Genomic DNA, 18096 nt, shown 5'->3' on the forward strand with positions numbered 1-18096 from the left:
TCTGTGCGGCCAGCGCCCGGCGGAGGCGGGACGCCCGCTGCGTCCGTCGGGCCTTGTCCACAGATACCGACATCGCGACGTGCCTGCCCAGCGCTCGTCACCCCGGTGCGACGCAGGGCCTACCCGGGCGCGGCAGACGTGGCTGGTGCTCGTTCCGCCGCATCCGCGGGGGCGGGATACGCACGCGGCTCGATCCGGACGGATGCCCCGGGGGATCCGTCCGGGTGGTCATGAATCCAGGACAGGCCGCCGATGTCGAGCCGGTGGCGGGTCCGGGTGACGGCGACGTAGGCGAGGCGGGCCTCGCCGTCGTCGATGGGACCGGGCACCGGGCGGCCGGTGGCGTCCTGTTGGTCGCTGTCTTTGGGCGGAGTGAAGTCGTCGGCGATTTTCACTCTGGCCCATTCGCGTCCCTTGGCCTTGTGGGCGGTGGAGACGGTTACTTCGGCCTGCTGTTCGGGGACGAGTTGGTTGACCGCGGCCAGGATGGCGTCTGTGCCGTGGGTGTCGACCAGGTCGACGAACGGCTGCAGGTCGCGTCCGGCCGGGTCGTGGGCGGCGTAGTCCTGCAGCTCGCCCCAGGAGGGGAACAGGAGCAGTTCGGGGTGGGTGGTGCGGCGGCCTTCTTTGAGGTCACGGGCGGCCTGGGCCAGAGCGCGCAGGCTGTCTCCTCCCCCGGCCAATCCCACTCGGTGTCCGGCGGCCAGCAGGTCCATCGCCTGGGCCATGGCGCCGACGTTGGTGCGGCACAGCACCGCGTCGGGCCGGGTGAGGGGGCCGAGTTCGGTGGGCACCGTCTGGGTTCCGCTGAGGCGGATCGGAGCGCTGGCGATGTGCAGCCAGCGGTTGGCCTCTTCGGCCAGCAGCGGGCCGAAGCGGAAGGACTGCGACAGGGCAAGCTGGGTGCCGTCGAAGCCGGTCATGATGTCCTTGGCGCCCCGCCACTGATAGATGGCCTGGGCGGAGTCGCCGACCATCACCAGCTGGGCGTGACTACGCTGGTCGAGGAAGATCTGCTCGACGACGGGGTTGGTGTCCTGGGCTTCGTCCAGCAGGAGGAAGTCGGCGTCGATCCTGGGCCCGGTGAGAGCCCAGATCTTCAGGTAGTGATCGTGGTCGAAGCGGACCGCGCCCTCCTCGGGGTGTTGCAGATCGGACCAGGCCTTGCGGGCGAACGACACCACGTACCGGGCGAGTTGGGTGTGCAGGTCCTTGTCCTCCAGGCCCCGCAGGCGGGGTACGTGGCGGCGGGTGATCGTCTCATCGGCTGTGTGGCAGAAGCTGGCCACGGTGCGCAGCGTGGCGTTGGAGAGGGCCTTTGGCGAGAGATCGCATTCGCCGATGCGGATCGGCTTGGTGATGCCGAGGGCCTGTCCGGTCTGCCAGGCCGGGCGGCGGGGGGCACTCAGGCGGCGGGTGTAGCGGTGGCCGACGGCGGCGTAGGCGAGGGAGTGGGCGGTCTTGCACTGCACGGTTGCCGGGAAACGTGCGCCGGCGTCCTGGGCGATGGCCCGGTTGAAGGCGAGGTAGCGGCCGCGGCGGGAGGTGGTGCGGGCGAGGAGGGCGAGGGTGGTGGTCTTCCCGGTGCCGGCGCCTGCCTGCAGGGCGAGGTGGTTTCCGGATTGGAAGGCGTCGGCTGCTGCCGCCTGTTCGTCGGTCGGTTTCATGGCGTGGGCCTTTCGGGAAGCCGGGTGAGCGCGCGCCCGACGGCGGACAGCAGGTAGGCGGGGGTGGTGTGGGCCAGCAGCTGGCCTACCGCCCGGTCGAGGCGGTCGGTCTCCTGGTCGGCGTGCTCGGCCAGGGCCCGGTGCAGGGCCAGTTCCACGAAGCGCTCCGGGGTCTGCTGCGCACGGCGGGCGGCGGCCTTGAGGACGGCGTGCGTGGTCGGCGGGAAGGCGACATTGAGCAGCACCCTGTGGTCTGCGTCCGGGTAGTGCGTGGTGATCACGTCGATCGGCAGCCGTGCGCCGAGCCGGTGGCGTAGACGGCGGGCTGCCCGGTGGGGGGTCTTGGCAGGTACGAGGGCCATCAGACGGGTGGCGTCGTGGTTGGCGGCGAGCGGCAGCACGCGGGCGGCGCGGAGCAGGGCCGCCGGGGACAGGGGGTGGGTGAGCATGATTTCCAGGGCGTGATGCGGCATCGTCATCCCCTGCCGTGCCGGCGGGCCCGGGGGTGGGCCAGGCGGGGGTGGATGTGCACCGCGTGCAGGAGGGGGTCGAAGGGCTGCCATCCGGCCAGGGCGAGGTCGGCGACGCCGGGGGCGGCGGCGTGTGCGGGGCAGTGCTGGGCGCGCCAGCGTAGTTGCTCGCTGTAGGGGAGGTGGCCCAGGTCGTAGACAGCCATCAGGGTGTCGGGCAGGGTGAGTTGGCCTCGCTGGGGGCCGGTGGGCAGCAGTCTCCAGGTCCCGGCCGGGCCGGTGGGGGCAAGGACCGGATTCGTGCAGCGGTGGCGGTGGCGGGTCTGGGCCACGCAGCGCAGTCCCCGGACGGGACGCTCGGCAACGTAGCGGCACAGCAGCATCTGCACGACGGGACGGTCAGGTCCGTCGGTGTCGGCGCCGGGTGCGCTGCCGCCGGGGGGTGGGGCAGGGGTGAAGGCGCCGGTGTCGGTCAGACGGCGGGTACGGACGGCGAGTTGGCGGCGGGCCGCCTCGAGGCAGGGGCTCATCCGGCAGGTGGGGGTGCGGCGCGGGCAGAGCACGGCGTGCGGGATGCGGCACCAGACGCTGCCGTCGCCGTGCGGGTGGGCCATGCCGCCGCTCAGGTGCCAGCGACACGATTCGGGGACGTGGGCGGCGGTCAGTTCGGCGGGGTGCAGGGCGATGGGCCGCTGGTCGGTACGCGGGTAGAGGTCGATGCGGTTGCCGCAGTGACGGCAGCGGCTGTGTTGGCCGGCGCGCAGCAGGCGGCTGGGGCTGGTGGCGGTCACCCGCAGGGGGCGGGGGTGTCGGGTGACGCGGAGGCTGCCGTCCCAGTGGCGGCTGGCGGGGGCTGGAGTGGGGCACATGTCAGGGACCGTGCCAGGCGACACGCAGGCGCGAGCAACGTGTCGGAGGGATTTCGCACGGCCAGCCCAACGATCCCGCACGCATGAGCGTTATTGCGGATGGTTGTTCTATGCCTGATGCCTGATCGGGTGATTCATGACGTGGTGCACGCCGGGACGGAGTGAGGGCTCAGGAACGGGCCGCGCCAGGCGGAGTGTGGTCCTCGCACAGGGTGCCCAGGAAGTGCTCGATGGGCACATCGAAGGTGTGGGCGAGGGCGTGCCAGGTGGTAACACTGCCGGTGGTGCGGCCGTGTTCGAGGTCGATGAGGGTGCGCCGGGCCAGACCGCTATGGTCGGCGAGTTCGTCGAAGGTCCAGCCGCGCTCGGCCCGCAGGCGCGCGAGCACAACGCGCAGCGCAGTGAGGTCGGGGTCGGGCGGCAAGATCGTCACCCCACCATCCGACGGTGCAGACCCCTGCCCCGTCAGTGCGGGTTTCTGCACTTTCGCCGGGGCGGAGCGGGTGAAGCGAGCTTCGCAGTGCGGGAAACTGCACTACGGTGCGTCCGTCTCGGGGGGCCTGTCACGGTGAGCCCCCGCCACGGCGCGAACGGACAGGAGGACGACCAGCCCATGAGGCTCGGTGGCGCGCATGCCGCAGTGCGGCGCATCTGGACAGTGGAGCTGCGTCCGCGGGCGGGCGGCCCCACGCTCGTCTGCCCCTCCTGCACCGCCCACACCTCTCCCCTTACGGCCTCCTCCGCGCGGTCCGCCGCCCTGGCGCATCTGGCCTGCCACGCCCGCGCCGACGCACTGCCGGCGTATCTGCGCAGCTGCCAGTGCCGGGTGCAGGGCTGTTTGTGGCATCCGCGTCGCCGGGGATGCGGCGGGCCGGTGCTGCTGGCCCTCACCCGCGACCCCAGCGGCCGCAACTGGCGACTGGCCGACACCTGCGCGGCCTGCGCGGCGGCGACCAGCCATACCGCCGTGGTGCCGGACACGCTGGTCAACTCTCCCCGGCCGCTTCCCTCTACCTGCGCGCCGCCGCAGCCGCTGGTCGGGCTCCGGGTGGAGTCCGACCAGCGGCTGCGGGTGCGGGAGATGCTCACCTACCTCGGCGCCGCGCTGCCCCGGTTCACCTCCCCCGCCTCCCGGCTGCTGGGCCTGCAATGTGCCCTGCGCACCAACAGCCGCGGGCATGCCCGGCTGCCGACGGGTCTGCTGCGCGGCATGCGCCTGGGCGGGCACCGGGAGCTGTGGCAGGAGCTGGCCCACGCCGGCTGGCTGGAGCCGCCGGCCGTCAGGTCGGTACCCGTGCAGGTGCGACTGCTCGATGCCGCGGTCCTGGACCAGGCGCCCGGTCGCCGTGCCCGCTGCCGCGCCGCCCACTGGGCGCTGCGCCCCGCCCCGTTGGCCTTGCCGGCCGCGCCGCCCGCCCTGCGGCTGACCGCTCTGGTGCTGGCCGCACACACGTCCGTCGATGCCGAACACAGCGCCGATATGGACGTCCTCGCCCGCCTGTGCGGGCACAACCCGCAGCAGACCGGAGAGCTTCTCGACCGGCTGGTGACCACCCGCACGCTGGGAGCCTGGCACCATAACCGGGAGACCGACGAGGCGCTTTGGCACCTGCCCCAGCCTGCACGAGCCCGCCCTGCGGTACGGCCCCGCCGCCACCAGGCACCGCGATGTTGAGTCCGGCTCCGGGCAGAGGACAGGAAGATCGCGCCGCCCCTCGTCAAGGGCAGCACATATGGTGGCCGCGGTGCGGCCCGCAAAGAGACCGCTCGTGCGGAGGGGCAAAGGGCGTTGGCCAGCGTGCAGATCACGGACAAGAACCGGTTGTCGACGGTGAAGCCGGACTTGGCCGCAACACTGGACGCCGAGAAGTCGGGAATCACGGCGGATGAACTCACGGTAGGAGCCAGCCGGAAGGTCTGGTGGCGCTGCCCGAACTTCCCTGACGATCACGACGGGTGGGAAGCCGTCGTGGGCAACCGCACGGGAGGCTTCCGCAAGCGCTATGGCACTGGCTGCCCGGACTGCCGACTGGTCAAAACATCCGCGCAGGAGCTGCGCCTGAAGGCGGAACTCAGCACCGTCCTTCCCATCGACCCCAGCCGTGGCGCCATACGTACCACCCGCGTCGAGCATGTCGACATGGTCGTCGAGGCCGACAGCCTGCGTCTCGTCCTGGAGTTCGACGGCTCCTACTTCCACGGGACCGTCGACTCACGGCGCAAGGACAGTATGAAGTCCCAGCGGCTGCGCTCCGCCGGCTGGACCGTGGTGCGTATCCGTGAGGACCCCCTCAGCCTCCTCGACAGCGCCTATGACGTCGTGGTCGGCTTCGTCGCCGAGCCCGAGGAGGCCGCAGCCGACGTCCTCGACCACCTGGCGCAGCTCGGCCTGGTCGATACCGCTGCAGCCGAGCGCTACCGGGCCCTTGGCGCTCCGCAAGGTGCCGCGACGGCGCGTGAATGGATCCGCGAACGGATCGGCGAGCAGGCGCTGAAGATCGAGTACACGGCGCACAACGATGCCTGGGACTCCATGTTCGAGGCCCTGGTGGCCTATGCCGCCGATGCCGGCCACTGCTACCCCACCGATGATGTGGCTGTCGACGGCCGGAGTCTGGACAGATGGAGCCGCAAGCAGAGGAGCTTGCAGCGCCAGGGACGCCTGCGGCCGGATCGGGCCGAGCGGCTGGCCACCATCCCCACCTGGTCCAGCGGCACCGCGCACGAAGCCGGCTTCTGGTCCCGATACCGTGCCTACCTTCAGCGTGCCGAGGCCACGGATCCGGACGAGCGCGAGAACGCAATGCCGAGCCGCGAGGCCACCGTGTGGGCGAACAACCTCCGCAGCCGACGCGAAGACCTGGTCGCGCACGGCCGCGACCTGCCGGACGACCAGCTCAAGGCCGTGCAGGAGATACCCGGTTGGTCCTGGACTCCCTTCGGCGACAGCCACACGGCGAAGGTTCAGGTGATGCAGCAATTCGTCACCACCACCGGCCGGCCCGTCGCCTCCATCAAGCAACGCGAAGAGTGGAACGGCCACCCCATCGGAGTCTGGCTGAATTCCTGGCGCACCAACCGTGGCAGGCTCCTGGAGTCGCAGAAGGCGGACCTGGAGGCCCTGGCGGGATGGACATGGGACCAGCGCGGCGATCAGTGGGAGGCGATGTTCCAGCAGCTCACGGACTTCGCCACAGACCACGGCCACCTACGGCCGAGCCTGAGCCTCGGCAACGAGCAGGAGAAGACGCTCGCCCGATGGAAGCGCAACCAGAAAAACCGCCTGCAGGGGCGCGACGACGCCAGGGCCAACGCGCTCCGCGCACTGCTCGCCCGGTACGGGGAGGAACTCCCCTGAGCCGGCCAGCGGGGCGTACCGGCCGGCTACGCCCAGTTGCTCGAGCACTCAGGCGCAGATGCCGGAGCGCGCGGAAGGAGCACCGCCCCGGTCAGTAGTCGACGTCGAGGTAGTCGATGTCGGTGAAGTCCACCAGCAGTCCGTGCGCGCGTCGGCTGCGGTCCTTGAAGTAGATCTCCTGGAGTCCTTCGGCCACGATTTCCTGGAGCTGTTGCTCGGCGGCTCCGGCGGCATGTGCGTCGAAGAGCCGTGCGGCGTAGGCGGGCGGCAGACCTTGAGTGATGGGCCGCAGCCGCGGGTCGTCGGTGGTGCCTGGGGCTGCGGTGAACCCGAAGCGTGCCCGGGTGTCGATGACGATGCCGCCGGTCGTGGCGGCCTGCTTTTTTGCCCTCTCGCGCACCCGGGGCTGCCACCGTTTGCGGACCTCGCCGGCGAGCCGTTCCGCGAGGTCGCGGCGGGGCTGCTTGAACTGTCCGGTGAGGTAGCGCTCGACGGTGCGCTGGGTGACGCCGAGCAGGTCGGCTGCGGCCTGGGTGCCCTTGGTCTGCTTGACCAGGTACTGCATCTGCTTCTGAGCCGACTTCGGCAGGGGGCGGGTGAAGTGTGCGGCGTCGGCCTTGTCGAGGCTGTCGGCGAGGATGCCCATCGGTGCCTACTCCCCTTCGTCCTGGCCGGAGACGATGCCGGTCTTGATGTGCCGGGCGATGTTCACATCCGGGCCGTATTCCTCGAGCAAGCCCTCGGCCCACAGCACGTTCTGGGTGCCCTCGTGCTTGACCATCCCGGGTGAAACGCCGAGCCGGAAGCTTCCGGGCAGCGGCTTGCCGTCCTGATGGGGCAGGAAGTCGAGGGGGCTGGGGCCGTCGGAGGCGTAGACGGCACAGTCGGAGAGGATCGCGACCGGGTACAGGCTGGCGTGGTGGGCGAGCTTGAGCATCTTGCGATGCATGTTGACGCGGGCGCTGGCGATGACGGCGGCGCGGATGTCGGGGCGCCAGGTCGGGCGGGCGAGGGCGGGCCAGGGCTCGCCCGGGCGCCATCCGCCGCTGCGGGCCCGCTCGCGCAGTTTGCCGATACCGCCCTTGACGGTGGCCTTGACGGCGCTGAGCACCGCGGCAAGGACGGGATCGGTCTGCTGGTAGCCGGCCATCGCGTCCAGGAACTGCGTCTCGGGCATGCCCGGGGTGACGCCGAGGTCGGCCATCGTGGCGACGTAGGCGTCCCGTAGCCGGGTGTACCAGGCGTCCAGGTAGGGGCCGTGTTCGTAGCGCAGGTAGGCCTCAAGAGGGGTGACGGAGTAGCCGAGTTCGACGGCGTAGGCAACGGTGGGGGTCGCGTACCAGGCCGGGCCCTGGGGTGGCTCGCCGTGGGGGGTGAACGGGCTGGGCAGTCGCTCGTCGAGGCGGATGTGGGAGAGGTCGACCAGCCACGAGCCGGGCAGTTTCGCGTCGAAGACCGGGCGGTGGACGTGGACGGGGGCGGACAGGCCGACGGTCAGCCGGTTGGCGGCCGCGGCGAAGGCCATGTTGACGTCAATGCCGACGACGTAGGGCTTCATGCATTCCTCGTCCGTCAGCGGCCTCGCCCACTGGTAGGCCTCCTCGTCCAGCACCTGGTCGGGGGTGCGCTGGTGGAAGCGGGGATACAGGGCGGCGACGGCCGGATGCCCGTCGGGGGCCTCGGGCGGGGCGCACTGGACCGGTTCGGTCAGCGAGCCGGGCATCGGGCCGGAAACCCAGCTGCCGGTGGCCGGGTCCTTCACTGCGCGGGTGGGCGGGCGCAGCGCGGTCATCAGTTCCAGTCCGGTGACGGCGGTGGAGCCGCAGGGGGTGAGCACGCGGGTGGCGTAGGTGCCCAGCAGGCGGGCGAGTTCGGCCGGCTCCTGCTGGTCGGCCGTCCCCCAAGAACGGGTGTCGAGGGCGCCCCAGGGCACGACGGCGAACTGCACGCACTGGCGGCGCGCACCGTCGGCCGTGCGGTAGACCCTCGCCCACGGGCCGAAGCCCCGCTTCGTCAACTTCCACCGAGACGTGGTGAGTTGTTTGATTACTGGGTGGTCGTCGGGCAGGCGCAGGCCGCGCCGGTCCTCCAACACGGTCGGCAGACCAAGGCGTTGAACGGCGGAGGCGGTCAGCACGATCAGCGGGTCAGCGTCCTTGCCCGAGCGGTGCAGGCGCGCAGCACCCAGCTTCGCCTCGCCCAGTGCCCAGTTGACCAGTGCCGGAAGGTCGGTGAGCGGGCAGTCGAGCACCAGGCCATCCGCGCAGTAGGCCGCGCTGTCACCGTCCACGACGGCGAGCGGCCCGTGGGCGAAGCGCGCGTCCGCTGCAGGCGTGGCCGCTGTCTTCCTGGCCACCGGCGGGCGCGCGCTCACCGCCCGGACCGGGGTCGCCGGGCTTACCGCGGGCAGGACGGGCGATGCGGGCGCATGCGGCTGCGAGATGACGGATGGGCCGGTACGAGGTCCTAGCGCCGAGTCGGAGGGCGGCTGGGGAGCGGGGAAGCGGTCAGCCAGGCCGTCGAGGAGACGGATATAGGCGGCTCGCGCGGGAGGGCGTGGCTCAGTACGGCCCGCCTCCCAGCCGGTCACCGTCTCGCGTCGCACATCCAGCGCCTTCGCGACCTGGTCCTGGCTCAAGCCTGCGGCCTCGCGCAGCCGTTTGCGTTCGGCGGGGACCGGCAGGGCATCCGGTGCCGCCGCCTGCTCCAGCAGGGCATCGACCGATGCGAAGAGCCCGTTCTGCTCGTCGGACATCAAGAGCCACCTCCACCCCCAACCTTACATGAAACGCACATCAGATCGCACGTCAAACACACATCGAGTGTGTGGAGTTGAGGACGTTGCACCGGCGTCCGGACACTCCGTGTCCCCTCTCGACGAAGCCTGCAGTTCTCGGCGAGGTTTGATCGCCTTCGCGGGCGCGGCACGGTCGCCGCCGCCGGCCTTTCGGACCACGCTGTAGCCGCGATCATCGCCACAGCATCGGCGGCAGGCCCGGCGGTTCCGCTGCGGCCGCGGGCTCCTTGCCGGTGGCAGTGGCCGCCATCGGCGGGTCCGCCGGCCCCAGCCCCAGTTCCGGGGCCTGCCGAAGCGCGGTGGGCGGTGCGCTCACTGACGTAGAGGGTGGCCGCGACAGCTCGCGCGAGGCCCTCCTTCCTCGCGCGGGCCATCTCCTGCACGCGCAGCGCCGTCCTCAGCTACTCGACGCGCTGGGCGCCTTCCGGGCCACCAACGTTCTACGGCCCGGGGTTGGTCCATCGCGACGCCAGCCCGGCATAGCGGGAAGCCCTCTCGTTTTGCGACGGGAGGCATCCCCACGGGGTGTGCCCCAGGCTTGGTCCCCGGCGAAGTGCAGGACGATGGCGGGATGGACGAACAGAGCGCGGTGGCGGTGCAGATCCCTGCCCGCGCCCATGCGGTGGGGCCGGGCTGGCAGGAGCTCCTGACCCGCCTGCACCAGCAGTTGTGCACGCTTGCCCCCGGTTATGTGCTCACCGGCCTCAAGGAGAAGCTCGGCGGGCTGCGAGTTCAGGTGGAGGCCGAGGGGGCCGACCGTTCCGCGCTGCGTGGCGCAGCAGCTGCGGCAGAGGCGGAGTCGGTGCGTCCCTGCGAGTTCTGCGGCGCACCCGGCGGCGTCCGTACCCGCAATGACGCGCCGGGAGGCTGGCGCAAGACCGTGTGCGACCCCGGCTACGGTGCGTGGTCCGCCCACTACCTCATGATCATTCACGGTGCTGTGCGCGATCGACGCAGATGAAGCGAGTGTGGTCACCCGTACGCTACCGCACCCCCACCGGGTCCGCGGTTCGGCTGGGGGTCGACTGGTTTATGCCAGCGTTCGTGTCCATCGCATGTCGAGTGCTTCGAGAGCGTCGAGCTGTTCGCGGGTCAGACGGTAGGGCCGCAAGCGCTTGTCAGAAATCCATTCCCCGAGGCGAAAGGAGCTGCCCCGGTCCCAGACGACGTGGTCGTAGGGGACGTTGAGGTGCTGATGGGCGCGCCAGTAGGCGTGGGCATGGCGCAGGCCGTGGGCGAAGGCGCGTTCGCTCTGGCTACGAGGCGGGCGCAGCAGCAGGGCGAGCGGGTGGTGAAGCGGCAGGGCTCCCAGGAGGTTGTGCTGGGCGGAGCTGAGGCTGGGCAGGACGTGGAGTTGCTTGTCGAGCCAGTGCTCCAGCGGTCGGTCGTCGCTGTCGGGGGCGAGGTCGGGAAATGTCAGTTCGCCGCGGCGGGCGGCTGCGAGAGCGCGTGCGTAGATGCGCCGCCAGTGGCCGTGTTTGTCCCAGCCAGCGTCCCACCAGGGGTAGATGTCGGTTAGGGCCCGCTGGTAGCAGTAGGGCAGTTGACCCCGGCGGACCTTGCTGCGGCAGGTGTTGATCCAGCGGCCGAAGTCCATGCCCCGGAAGCGTTCCCCGGGGACGGGCGTGAGGTGGCCGTGCTGGGCATGGTAGGCGCGGGCGATGTCCAAGCGGTGCTCGATGCTGGTGCGGGAGTGTTCCCAGATCATGCCCAGCGCGTCGAGGGCGTCGATGCGTTCGGGTTTGAGGCTGTGATTCATGCGCAGGGAGCGCTGGTTGCCCAGCCACCAGCCGAGGTAGAAGCGGTCGGGGCCGCAGTAGCTGCTGGGGACCTTCAAGTGGCCGTTTTGTTCGCGGTAGCGCCGTGCGCTTTCGAGGCCGAGTTCCCAGATGCTGTTGTGGGGGTCTTCGGCGTACATGCGGAGCAGGGGGATGAGTTCGTCGGCGCGTTCGGGGCGCGCCACCGGGTGCAGGGGGTCGGCGGGCTTGGGGTGGCGCAGGTAGTGGACGCGGTGGAAGACATGCTCGTCGTAGAGCTTGAGGGCGGACAGAACCTGTTGCAGCAGGTAGAAGCGGGTGCCCTTGGCGGCGTCGGCGAGGTCTTGGCCGGGGGCCTTGTAGACGGGGATGATGATGTGGGCGACTTTGGTCTGGCCGGGCAGCGGGCGCAGGGCCCGGCCGACGGCCTGGACGATCTGGTAGGTGCTGGTCTTGGCGCTGGTGAACAGGACGGAGTCGATGGCGGGGACGTCGACTCCCTCGGCGAAGATCATGCAGTTGGTCAGGACGGCCCGCAGCGGCTTTTTGTCGCTGGAGGTCAGGGAGGCTTCTTTGAAGGCGCTGACCTGGGTGAGCCTCTCATAGCGGCTCTGCTCGCAGTTGACGGTGCCGACCTGGAGCGGGCCCTGCATCCGCTTGGGCATCAGGGCCGCCGTCTCGGGGAGGGTTTCCGCGAAGACCTCGGCGGCCTTGATCCGAGGGGAGAAGACCAGGACGCGTCGTAGGTCGTAGTCGTGCATGGCGCGCAGCAGGGCGACCTCGGCGGCCGCCATGCGCAGGCCTTCGGAGTTGGCGGCGAGCATCGGGTTGCGGTTGAGGATGGCGCGCAGGTCGGCGTCTTCCACCTCGATGGCGACGATGCGGTAGTCGGCCAGCAGCCCCTGGTCGATGGCATCGGCCAGGGAGAGCCGGAAGACGACCGGGCCGTAGAGGTTCAGGTCGTCCATCGAGGCGACTTCGATGTCGACCGGGAGGTCTTGGCCCGTGTTGGACTCGAAGTTACGGGGGGTGGCGGTGACGAAGAGCCGGTGGTGGGCGAAGATCTGCTGGCTGTTCAGCAGCAGCGCCCATGGTTTGGCGAGGTTGCCGGCCGTGCGGTGGGCCTCGTCGCTGACGAGCACGTCCCAGGGCGGCATGTGGAACAGCCGGTGGGCTTCGGCAATCTTTCCCAGCGAGTGGTAGGTCGCGAAGACGCTGACCGGGCCGTCGGCCTGGGAGATCTCCGCGGCGAGTGCGGCAGGGGTGGTGACGGCGGTCAGGATGCCGCGCAGGGCCGGGTCCTTGGGCAGGTCCGGATCTCCGCTGAGGGCGAGGTAGCGGCCGGGGCGGCCTTCTTTGTGCCACTCGCGCGCGGTCTGCTCGAGCAGTTCCAGCGTGGGCACGACGTTCACGGAGGTGCCCGTGGGCGCCATGTGGTGCACGACGTTGAGGGCGATGAAGGTCTTGCCGCTGCCGCACGGAGAGTCGACGCGGCAGCGGGGCGCACCGAGGAGGAACTCGGTGACGCAGTTGTCGACCGCCTGCTGCTGGAACGGGCGCAGCGGGGTGCGCAACCGGAGTAACTCGGCCATGGCCGTGCTCCTTTCGGGTTTTTGAGGCGGTCCGGCCCCTTCGAGGGTGGAAGGGGGGCCTGGCGCTCTGCGGTGCACAGGCGCCCGCACTTCACTCGAACGGGTGAAGGGGTCTTGCGGCCGTGCGCGGCCGGGACTGGGATGCGGAGGTTGCGTTGCACGCGTGGCCCGGCCGGGCCACGTGCGGCCTGCCTGCGGCGCATGCGGTTCTGGTGGGTGGTGTGGGAGGTGTGATGGCAGACAGGGCCGGCGTATGGGGACCGCGCCTGCGGCTGCGGGTCCCAGTGCCGCGCCTGGCCGGCGAGTCGACCGGCTCGTTCGTTAATCGTCTGGCGCACGCCCACGAGTTGGAGCTCGGAGATCTTTTGGACCGGGTGGGTACAGGCCTCCAACCGGTCAATCCCCGTCTGCCGGCCCTGGCGGAGCTGTATGTCAACCGGGCGGCACTGGATCATCTGGCGGTGCTGTCCGGCCGGACGCCGCACCGGTTGCAGCTGGCCCTGACCAACCTCCAGGACCATTTCCTGCTGCCGGGAGATGATCCTGCGCGCTGGCAGTGGCCGTTCGAGGTGCGAGAGGGGCATGTGGTGCGCTGCTGCGACCTGTGTGCCCTTGCCCGGGGCGTGCGTGAGGCGGCGTGGCTGGTGTGGCCGGACCCGTGGCGGGTGTGCCTGCGGCACCGGCGATTCACGGACGACCACCGCGGCCAGGATCCGCACGTGGTGCGGCTGGAGGGGCTGCCGGAGGTGGTGCGTGCGCACGCCGATCGGGTGCGGCTGGAGGGCCGCTTCGGTGCGGCGGGCGCGGAGCTGTTCGCCGACGGCTTCCAGATTGTGTCGCGCTGGTGGGAACGTGCTCCGGATGTGTGGAGCTGGACGCAGCGGGCCTGGAGGGCGGAGCTGGAGGCGCGGGAGCTGCGCACCGGCCCATTGGTGGTCTATCCGGAGGCCGTACAGCTGGCACGGGAGATGCTGCGCTACGAGCAGTGTGGTGAGCGCACGCATGCGGCGCGGGGGGTGTGGATGGAGGAAGTGCAGCAGCTGACGGCTGGCTGGGGACTGGAGGACGTGGACGGCTGGGGCGAGCTGGCGCAGTGGCTGGATCACCATGCTCAGCCCGCTGCGGCCACGTTCGCCGACGGGGCCGCTGGTGCCCGTCGGCGCCGTCGGCGGGTGCTGGCCGTGGGGCACAGCCGACTTGCCGAGCCGTCCAGCTCGTTGCGCGAGCGCTCCTGCATGGTGTGAGAACTGGCCTTCACTAAGGGCGAGTTGATCCGAAGCGGGAGTGGGGGGTTCGTCAAGCAGGCGTCACCCGTTCGAGTGACGTCTGCTTCGGTGCGCTGACCGCTGCGGGCGGGAGACGGCCAGGCTGGCGCCACGACCTGGTTCGGGGCACCGGCTCCGGCCGGGAGACGCGGAGGGAGGCTCTGGGTGCGTGAGGTGAAGGCGTGGCATCTCGACGACGAGGGCCGCTTGGTGTGTGTCGCACCCGAGGCACTGTGGGGCGTGACGCTGGAAGAGCGCCAGCCGCCCACAGACCCGGTCGCCTACCACGGCCGGCAGGGCAAGCTCACCGACTGGTGGTCGGCGACGACGGGCACGCTGGTGGTGTGCGGGTCCAAGCGGCGCACCTACGTGGCCACCGAGTTGGACTTCGATTCCGCTATCAGCCGGTTCGCCGGGGAGCCGGTCGAACTGCACTGGGAGCAGGGCCGCATCCGGCACCGGTGGCGGCCGGACTTCATCGCTCTGACGCGCGAGGGGGCGCGGCAGGCAGTGGTGCTCGCACCGCACCGGATGGGCCCGCAGTGGCGCGAACGTCTGGCGGCGCTGCGCGAGGTCGCCGCTCAGGCTGGCTGGAGCGTGTGCGTGCGAGCGGTGCCGCACGGGGTGCGGCGAGAGAATCTGCTGCTGGTGGCGGACTACCGGCAGCCAGCCGTCTGCGAGGAGCCGCATGAGCGGGCCCTGCTGGCGGCGTTCCGGCGGCCGCGTCCGCTGACGGAGGGTGTCACGGCCAGCGGGGTACCTGAGTACCTCGGCCGCGACCATGTGTACCGGCTGATCTGGCGTCGCCTTCTGGACATCGACTGGGGCCGGCCGCTGCTGCCCTTCTCCCCGGTCTGGGCGGTGGGGAGGCGGCGATGATGGGCACGGTGTCGGGCTGGTTCGAGACCGACCGGGTCCGCCTGGGGGATCTGGTGCGCTGGCGCGGTGCCCTGTGGGAGGTCACTGCCTTCCAGGGGCGGCAGATCAGCCTGCGGCCGCTGTCGGGCGATGTGGCGCCGGCGGACACCCTGTGGCGGGAGGTCGAAAGCGCCCCGGACTTCGCCGTCCTCGATGAGAACGGGCAGGACGTCGCCCGCAGGCGGCTGCCTGCGCTGGGCGAGCTGCTGGAAGCCGCCACCCCCGCAGAGCGGGAAAAGGCCCTGTGGTGGCACGAGCACATGAAGGAACTCCACACCGGGCTGCGGCCCGGCTGCGCGACGGCCCGGCCCGGCTACGACCCGGACACCACCACCTTCAAGCAGCGCTGCCAGACCAAGTCGGCCGAACTCGCCGCCGCCGGAATCGAGTTCAGCTGGCGGGCCCTGGACGACCGGCGCCGCGCCTGGAAGGACGCCGACGAGAACCCGCTGGTGCTGCTGTACGACGGCCGCAAGACCCGCACCCCTGACCCGGGCGGCCGCACCGACAAGCGGGTCATCGCGCTGATGCACGAGATCACCGCCCGCCACGCCCGCGAGTCCGGCGGCCGGGTCAACCGCGTATATGAGGATGTGGAAATCCTCATCCGTCAGCGCTACAGCCGGGAGTTGCAGGATCCCCGGGAGGCGGAGCGGCTGCTGCTGCCCCGCTCGACGTTCTACACCCGGATGCAGGAACTCGGACTGACCGAGCAGCTCCAGAAGACCACGCGCCGGCGCTCACGCCAGGACAGCAAACCGCAGCGCCCGTACACGCCGTCGGTGGCGCTGCGGCCGGGGCAGCTGGTGCAGATCGACACCTCTCCCCTGAAGATCAAAATGATCGGAGACGAAGGCCGCGCCATCTCGGCCGAGCTGACCGCCGCGATCGATGTCGCCTCCCGCTCCTGCATAGCCCTCATGATCGTTCCCACGGTGACCGGAGAGGGGCCGCCCGGCAGGCGTATCGGCGGCCGCGCCACCAAAGCGTTCGATCTGGTGCTGCTGCTGGCGCAGTGCTTCGCTCCGCTGCCCATGCGGCCCGGCTGGGACCCGCTCACCGCTGCCCGCAACTCGGCCCTGCCCTACGGCCAGCTGTGTGCGGCCGACGCCCGCTTCGCCGAGGCCGTCGCAGCCCGCCCGGTCATCCACCCGCGGACCATCGTCATCGACCAGGGCAGCCCGTATCTGAGCGACCACTTCAAGAGGGTGTGCAGCTTCCTGGGCATCAGCATCGAATACGCCCGCAAGGACACGCCCACCGACAAGCCGCTGGTCGAGGCCTTCTTCCACGGCTTCGCCGACACCTGCGCCCAGTACGTGAAGGGCTGGACAGGCCGCAGCTTCGAGCAGCGCGGCTACGGGGTCGAACGCCAGCGCCTGTTCAGCATCAACCAGATGCAGGCGGCGGCCGAGGAATGGGTGGCGCTCGACTACCAGCAGCAGCCGCACGAGGGGCTGCGCAGCCTCCTGTATCCGGGAATGGTGCTGTCCCCGAACCAGATGTACGACCTGCTCGTGGCGAGCTACGGCTACCGGCCGAGGCAGCTGACGGCCGAGGACAACCGGAAGCTGCTGGTGCCGGCCTGGGTCACGGTCACCGACAAGGGCGTCCAGATCGACAACCGCACCTACCGGTCCCTTGATGGGCGGCTGCGGGACCTGGAGGGCCTCGACTCCGGGATCGCGCACAAGAACGGCCGGTGGGAGGCCCGCTACAACCCCTACTATCCCGACGTCGCCTGGCTGTATGACCACCGGCTGGGCGGCAGGTGGATCCCGGTGGAGTTCCTCTACCGGCACATGCTGGCCGACCTGCCGTGGACGCACTACCACTGGCAGGACGCGGCCGAGGAATGGGCGCTGGGCGGAGGCAGCCGCGAGGACGAGGTGGCCATCACCCTGGCCGTGAAGGAACGCCATCGCCGCACCCGCCGCGGGCCGACCGCCCGGCAGGCGGCCGAGCCCCGCCTGCCGTTCCGCGGTGTGATCCGCCCCGAGACCGGCGACACGGCCGACTCCGCGGCGCCGGTCACGCCGCTGGACCCTGACACCGTTCCCGCCGCCCCCTCGCTGCCCGTTCCGGCCCGGGACGTCGACAACGGCCGCTACACCCTGCCCTCATTTGCCCCGGCCGGCTCCGAGGACGACCCGCCGCCGGCCGGCACCACTGCGCCCGCATGACCCCGCCTCTCGCTTCACCCCACCGAGGAGAGCTGAATGAAGGCCACCGTGCCAGCCGCATCCGATGCCCGGGCCGAGATCGCCCACCTGGTGCGCACCACGCCGCCCCTGCCCGCCTGGATCTTCTCCTGGGAAGGCTGGGACCGCTATGTGCGCACCGAGTTCACACCGCCCGACCTGGCGGACTGCGCACCCGCGGACATGGACGTCGACGAGGACGACCCGCGAGTGGACTACCACCGCCATCTGCTGATGATCGACACCGCGTTCCTGAAGGACTGTCTGCTGCAGGCCCGAGGCACCTTCGGTGTCAACGGCAACCGGTACGAGGGCCTGCTGGACATGGTGATCGACGGACCGGCCGGCACCGGCAAGACGTACCTGCTGCGGCTCATCGGCCGGGAGCTGCAGCGCAGGGTCGAAAAGCACTTCGACGACCGGGTCCCGGTCGTGCACATCACCGTCCCGCACGACCCGGAGAACAAACTCAACTGGATCTGGGAGATCGCTTCCTTCCTCGCTCTGACCCCCGAGCCTAAGAACGAGGCGGAAGCCCGTCAGCTGCGCCGCATCCCCGACCTGTCCCTGCCCGTGCACACCGTCATGGAGCGCAAGCAGACGCGCCTGCTGCTGGTCGACGACATCCAGCGGGTCTTGCCCGGCCAACTCGGACCGATCCTGCACTACTTCGACTACCTGCGCACCCGGCTGGGCATCACCACCATCTTCTGCGGTACCGGCGCGACCGACATCGTCCATGCCGCCCGCAAAGGCTGCGACCGCCGCGACGAGGCGCTGTGGACCGCCCAACAGCGGCTGCGGCCCAAAGCCACCGCCGCCGAGCTGAGAGCGGCCTTGGCCAAGGAGCAGAACGTGCGCAGCCTGCTGCCGGTCACCTGGGTGGACCCGCTTCCCTGGAGCGACGGTGCCGAGGGCCAGGCCCCCTTCCTGGCCGTGCTCAAGGGTTACGAGAAGAACCTGCGCATGCGCAAGCTGAGCAAGGACGTGCTCACCCAGCACGCCCAGTACCTGTACGACCGGACCGGCGGCTACTTCCTCTACCTGTCCCAGCTCATCTGCGGCGCCGCCGTCAATGCGATCCTCGACGGCACCGAGGACATCACCCTCGAGCACCTTCAGGCCATCCGCGCCGGCCGGGAAGAGATCCTGCCCAGGCACTGACCACCCGTGGCGCCGGGCGGCACAGGCCCTCCGCCAGC

15 protein-coding genes are annotated in these 18096 nt (G+C 70.6%); 7 read left to right on the forward strand and 8 right to left on the reverse strand.

Annotation, left to right across the window (positions count from 1 at the left end):
* Nucleotides 1-119 precede the first annotated feature (119 nt).
* The 4 genes from OHA11_RS48100 to OHA11_RS48115 all read right to left on the reverse strand — a co-directional run bounded on the left by OHA11_RS48100 (nucleotide 120) and on the right by OHA11_RS48115 (nucleotide 3439).
* Nucleotides 120-1667, reverse strand: a complete 1548-nt coding sequence (locus OHA11_RS48100; RefSeq protein WP_266509118.1) for a UvrD-helicase domain-containing protein — start codon at nucleotides 1665-1667, stop codon at nucleotides 120-122.
* Complete coding sequence (locus tag OHA11_RS48105) at nucleotides 1664-2146, reverse strand: hypothetical protein (protein ID WP_266509121.1); 483 nt, start codon at nucleotides 2144-2146, stop codon at nucleotides 1664-1666. Before OHA11_RS48105 ends, OHA11_RS48100 begins: the two co-directional genes overlap by 4 nt.
* Nucleotides 2143-3006: a DUF6083 domain-containing protein gene (locus OHA11_RS48110; protein ID WP_266509123.1), complete on the reverse strand. Its 864-nt coding sequence runs from the start codon at nucleotides 3004-3006 to the stop codon at nucleotides 2143-2145. The genes OHA11_RS48105 and OHA11_RS48110 overlap by 4 nt, the downstream gene beginning before the upstream one ends.
* A gap of 169 nt (nucleotides 3007-3175) precedes the next feature.
* Nucleotides 3176-3439: a helix-turn-helix transcriptional regulator gene (locus tag OHA11_RS48115; RefSeq protein WP_266509126.1), complete on the reverse strand. Its 264-nt coding sequence runs from the start codon at nucleotides 3437-3439 to the stop codon at nucleotides 3176-3178.
* Between the two features lie 180 nt (nucleotides 3440-3619).
* Here OHA11_RS48115 and OHA11_RS48120 point away from each other — a divergent pair, with 180 nt between their 5' ends.
* Both OHA11_RS48120 and OHA11_RS48125 read left to right on the forward strand, forming a co-directional pair.
* Nucleotides 3620-4681, forward strand: coding sequence for a hypothetical protein (locus tag OHA11_RS48120; protein ID WP_266509128.1), 1062 nt, complete (start codon nucleotides 3620-3622; stop codon nucleotides 4679-4681).
* A gap of 123 nt (nucleotides 4682-4804) precedes the next feature.
* Nucleotides 4805-6364, forward strand: coding sequence for a Helicase associated domain protein (locus tag OHA11_RS48125; protein ID WP_266509215.1), 1560 nt, complete (start codon nucleotides 4805-4807; stop codon nucleotides 6362-6364).
* Between the two features lie 91 nt (nucleotides 6365-6455).
* On the opposite strand, the gene OHA11_RS48130 is transcribed toward OHA11_RS48125, so the two are convergent.
* The 3 genes from OHA11_RS48130 to OHA11_RS48140 form a co-directional block, all read right to left on the reverse strand.
* Entirely contained in the window at nucleotides 6456-7010 is a 555-nt protein-coding gene (locus OHA11_RS48130) for an XRE family transcriptional regulator (protein ID WP_266509131.1), read from the reverse strand.
* A 6-nt stretch (nucleotides 7011-7016) separates the two neighbouring features.
* Nucleotides 7017-9119, reverse strand: a complete 2103-nt coding sequence (locus OHA11_RS48135) for a helix-turn-helix domain-containing protein (RefSeq protein ID WP_266509134.1) — start codon at nucleotides 9117-9119, stop codon at nucleotides 7017-7019.
* A 214-nt stretch (nucleotides 9120-9333) separates the two neighbouring features.
* Nucleotides 9334-9477, reverse strand: coding sequence for a hypothetical protein (locus OHA11_RS48140; RefSeq protein ID WP_266509137.1), 144 nt, complete (start codon nucleotides 9475-9477; stop codon nucleotides 9334-9336).
* A 255-nt stretch (nucleotides 9478-9732) separates the two neighbouring features.
* Here OHA11_RS48140 and OHA11_RS48145 point away from each other — a divergent pair, with 255 nt between their 5' ends.
* On the forward strand, nucleotides 9733-10122 hold the full coding sequence (locus tag OHA11_RS48145; RefSeq protein ID WP_266509140.1) for a hypothetical protein: 390 nt from the start codon (nucleotides 9733-9735) through the stop codon (nucleotides 10120-10122).
* Between the two features lie 69 nt (nucleotides 10123-10191).
* Here OHA11_RS48145 and OHA11_RS48150 read toward each other — a convergent pair whose 3' ends face one another.
* A complete protein-coding gene (locus OHA11_RS48150; protein ID WP_266509143.1) occupies nucleotides 10192-12510 on the reverse strand; it encodes a DEAD/DEAH box helicase in 2319 nt (772 codons plus the stop codon).
* A gap of 233 nt (nucleotides 12511-12743) precedes the next feature.
* On the opposite strand from OHA11_RS48150, the gene OHA11_RS48155 reads away from it, so the two are divergent.
* The 4 genes from OHA11_RS48155 (at nucleotide 12744) to OHA11_RS48170 (ending at nucleotide 18058) form a co-directional block, all read left to right on the forward strand.
* On the forward strand, nucleotides 12744-13754 hold the full coding sequence (locus OHA11_RS48155; RefSeq protein ID WP_266509146.1) for a TniQ family protein: 1011 nt from the start codon (nucleotides 12744-12746) through the stop codon (nucleotides 13752-13754).
* Nucleotides 13755-13940: 186 nt separating this feature from the next.
* Nucleotides 13941-14654 (forward strand): TnsA-like heteromeric transposase endonuclease subunit, encoded by a 714-nt coding sequence (locus OHA11_RS48160; protein WP_266509148.1) that lies wholly within the window; start codon nucleotides 13941-13943, stop codon nucleotides 14652-14654.
* Nucleotides 14651-16876: a transposase gene (locus OHA11_RS48165; protein WP_266509151.1), complete on the forward strand. Its 2226-nt coding sequence runs from the start codon at nucleotides 14651-14653 to the stop codon at nucleotides 16874-16876. Before OHA11_RS48160 ends, OHA11_RS48165 begins: the two co-directional genes overlap by 4 nt.
* 36 nt (nucleotides 16877-16912) lie before the next feature.
* On the forward strand, nucleotides 16913-18058 hold the full coding sequence (locus OHA11_RS48170) for an ATP-binding protein (protein ID WP_266509154.1): 1146 nt from the start codon (nucleotides 16913-16915) through the stop codon (nucleotides 18056-18058).
* The last annotated feature ends 38 nt before the right edge of the window (nucleotides 18059-18096 follow it).

This window comes from Streptomyces sp. NBC_00878 (genome assembly GCF_026341515.1).
Lineage (GTDB): Bacteria > Actinomycetota > Actinomycetes > Streptomycetales > Streptomycetaceae > Streptomyces.

Coding starts and splice junctions, on each gene's coding strand:
- OHA11_RS48100 (WP_266509118.1), bottom strand. CDS start 1,667: ATGAAACCGACCGACGAACAGGCGGCAGCAGCCGACGCCTTCCAATCC.
- OHA11_RS48165 (WP_266509151.1), top strand. CDS start 14,651: ATGATGGGCACGGTGTCGGGCTGGTTCGAGACCGACCGGGTCCGCCTG.
- OHA11_RS48170 (WP_266509154.1), top strand. CDS start 16,913: ATGAAGGCCACCGTGCCAGCCGCATCCGATGCCCGGGCCGAGATCGCC.
- OHA11_RS48155 (WP_266509146.1), top strand. CDS start 12,744: ATGGCAGACAGGGCCGGCGTATGGGGACCGCGCCTGCGGCTGCGGGTC.
- OHA11_RS48110 (WP_266509123.1), bottom strand. CDS start 3,006: ATGTGCCCCACTCCAGCCCCCGCCAGCCGCCACTGGGACGGCAGCCTC.
- OHA11_RS48120 (WP_266509128.1), top strand. CDS start 3,620: ATGAGGCTCGGTGGCGCGCATGCCGCAGTGCGGCGCATCTGGACAGTG.
- OHA11_RS48135 (WP_266509134.1), bottom strand. CDS start 9,119: ATGTCCGACGAGCAGAACGGGCTCTTCGCATCGGTCGATGCCCTGCTG.
- OHA11_RS48145 (WP_266509140.1), top strand. CDS start 9,733: ATGGACGAACAGAGCGCGGTGGCGGTGCAGATCCCTGCCCGCGCCCAT.
- OHA11_RS48130 (WP_266509131.1), bottom strand. CDS start 7,010: ATGGGCATCCTCGCCGACAGCCTCGACAAGGCCGACGCCGCACACTTC.
- OHA11_RS48150 (WP_266509143.1), bottom strand. CDS start 12,510: ATGGCCGAGTTACTCCGGTTGCGCACCCCGCTGCGCCCGTTCCAGCAG.
- OHA11_RS48105 (WP_266509121.1), bottom strand. CDS start 2,146: ATGACGATGCCGCATCACGCCCTGGAAATCATGCTCACCCACCCCCTG.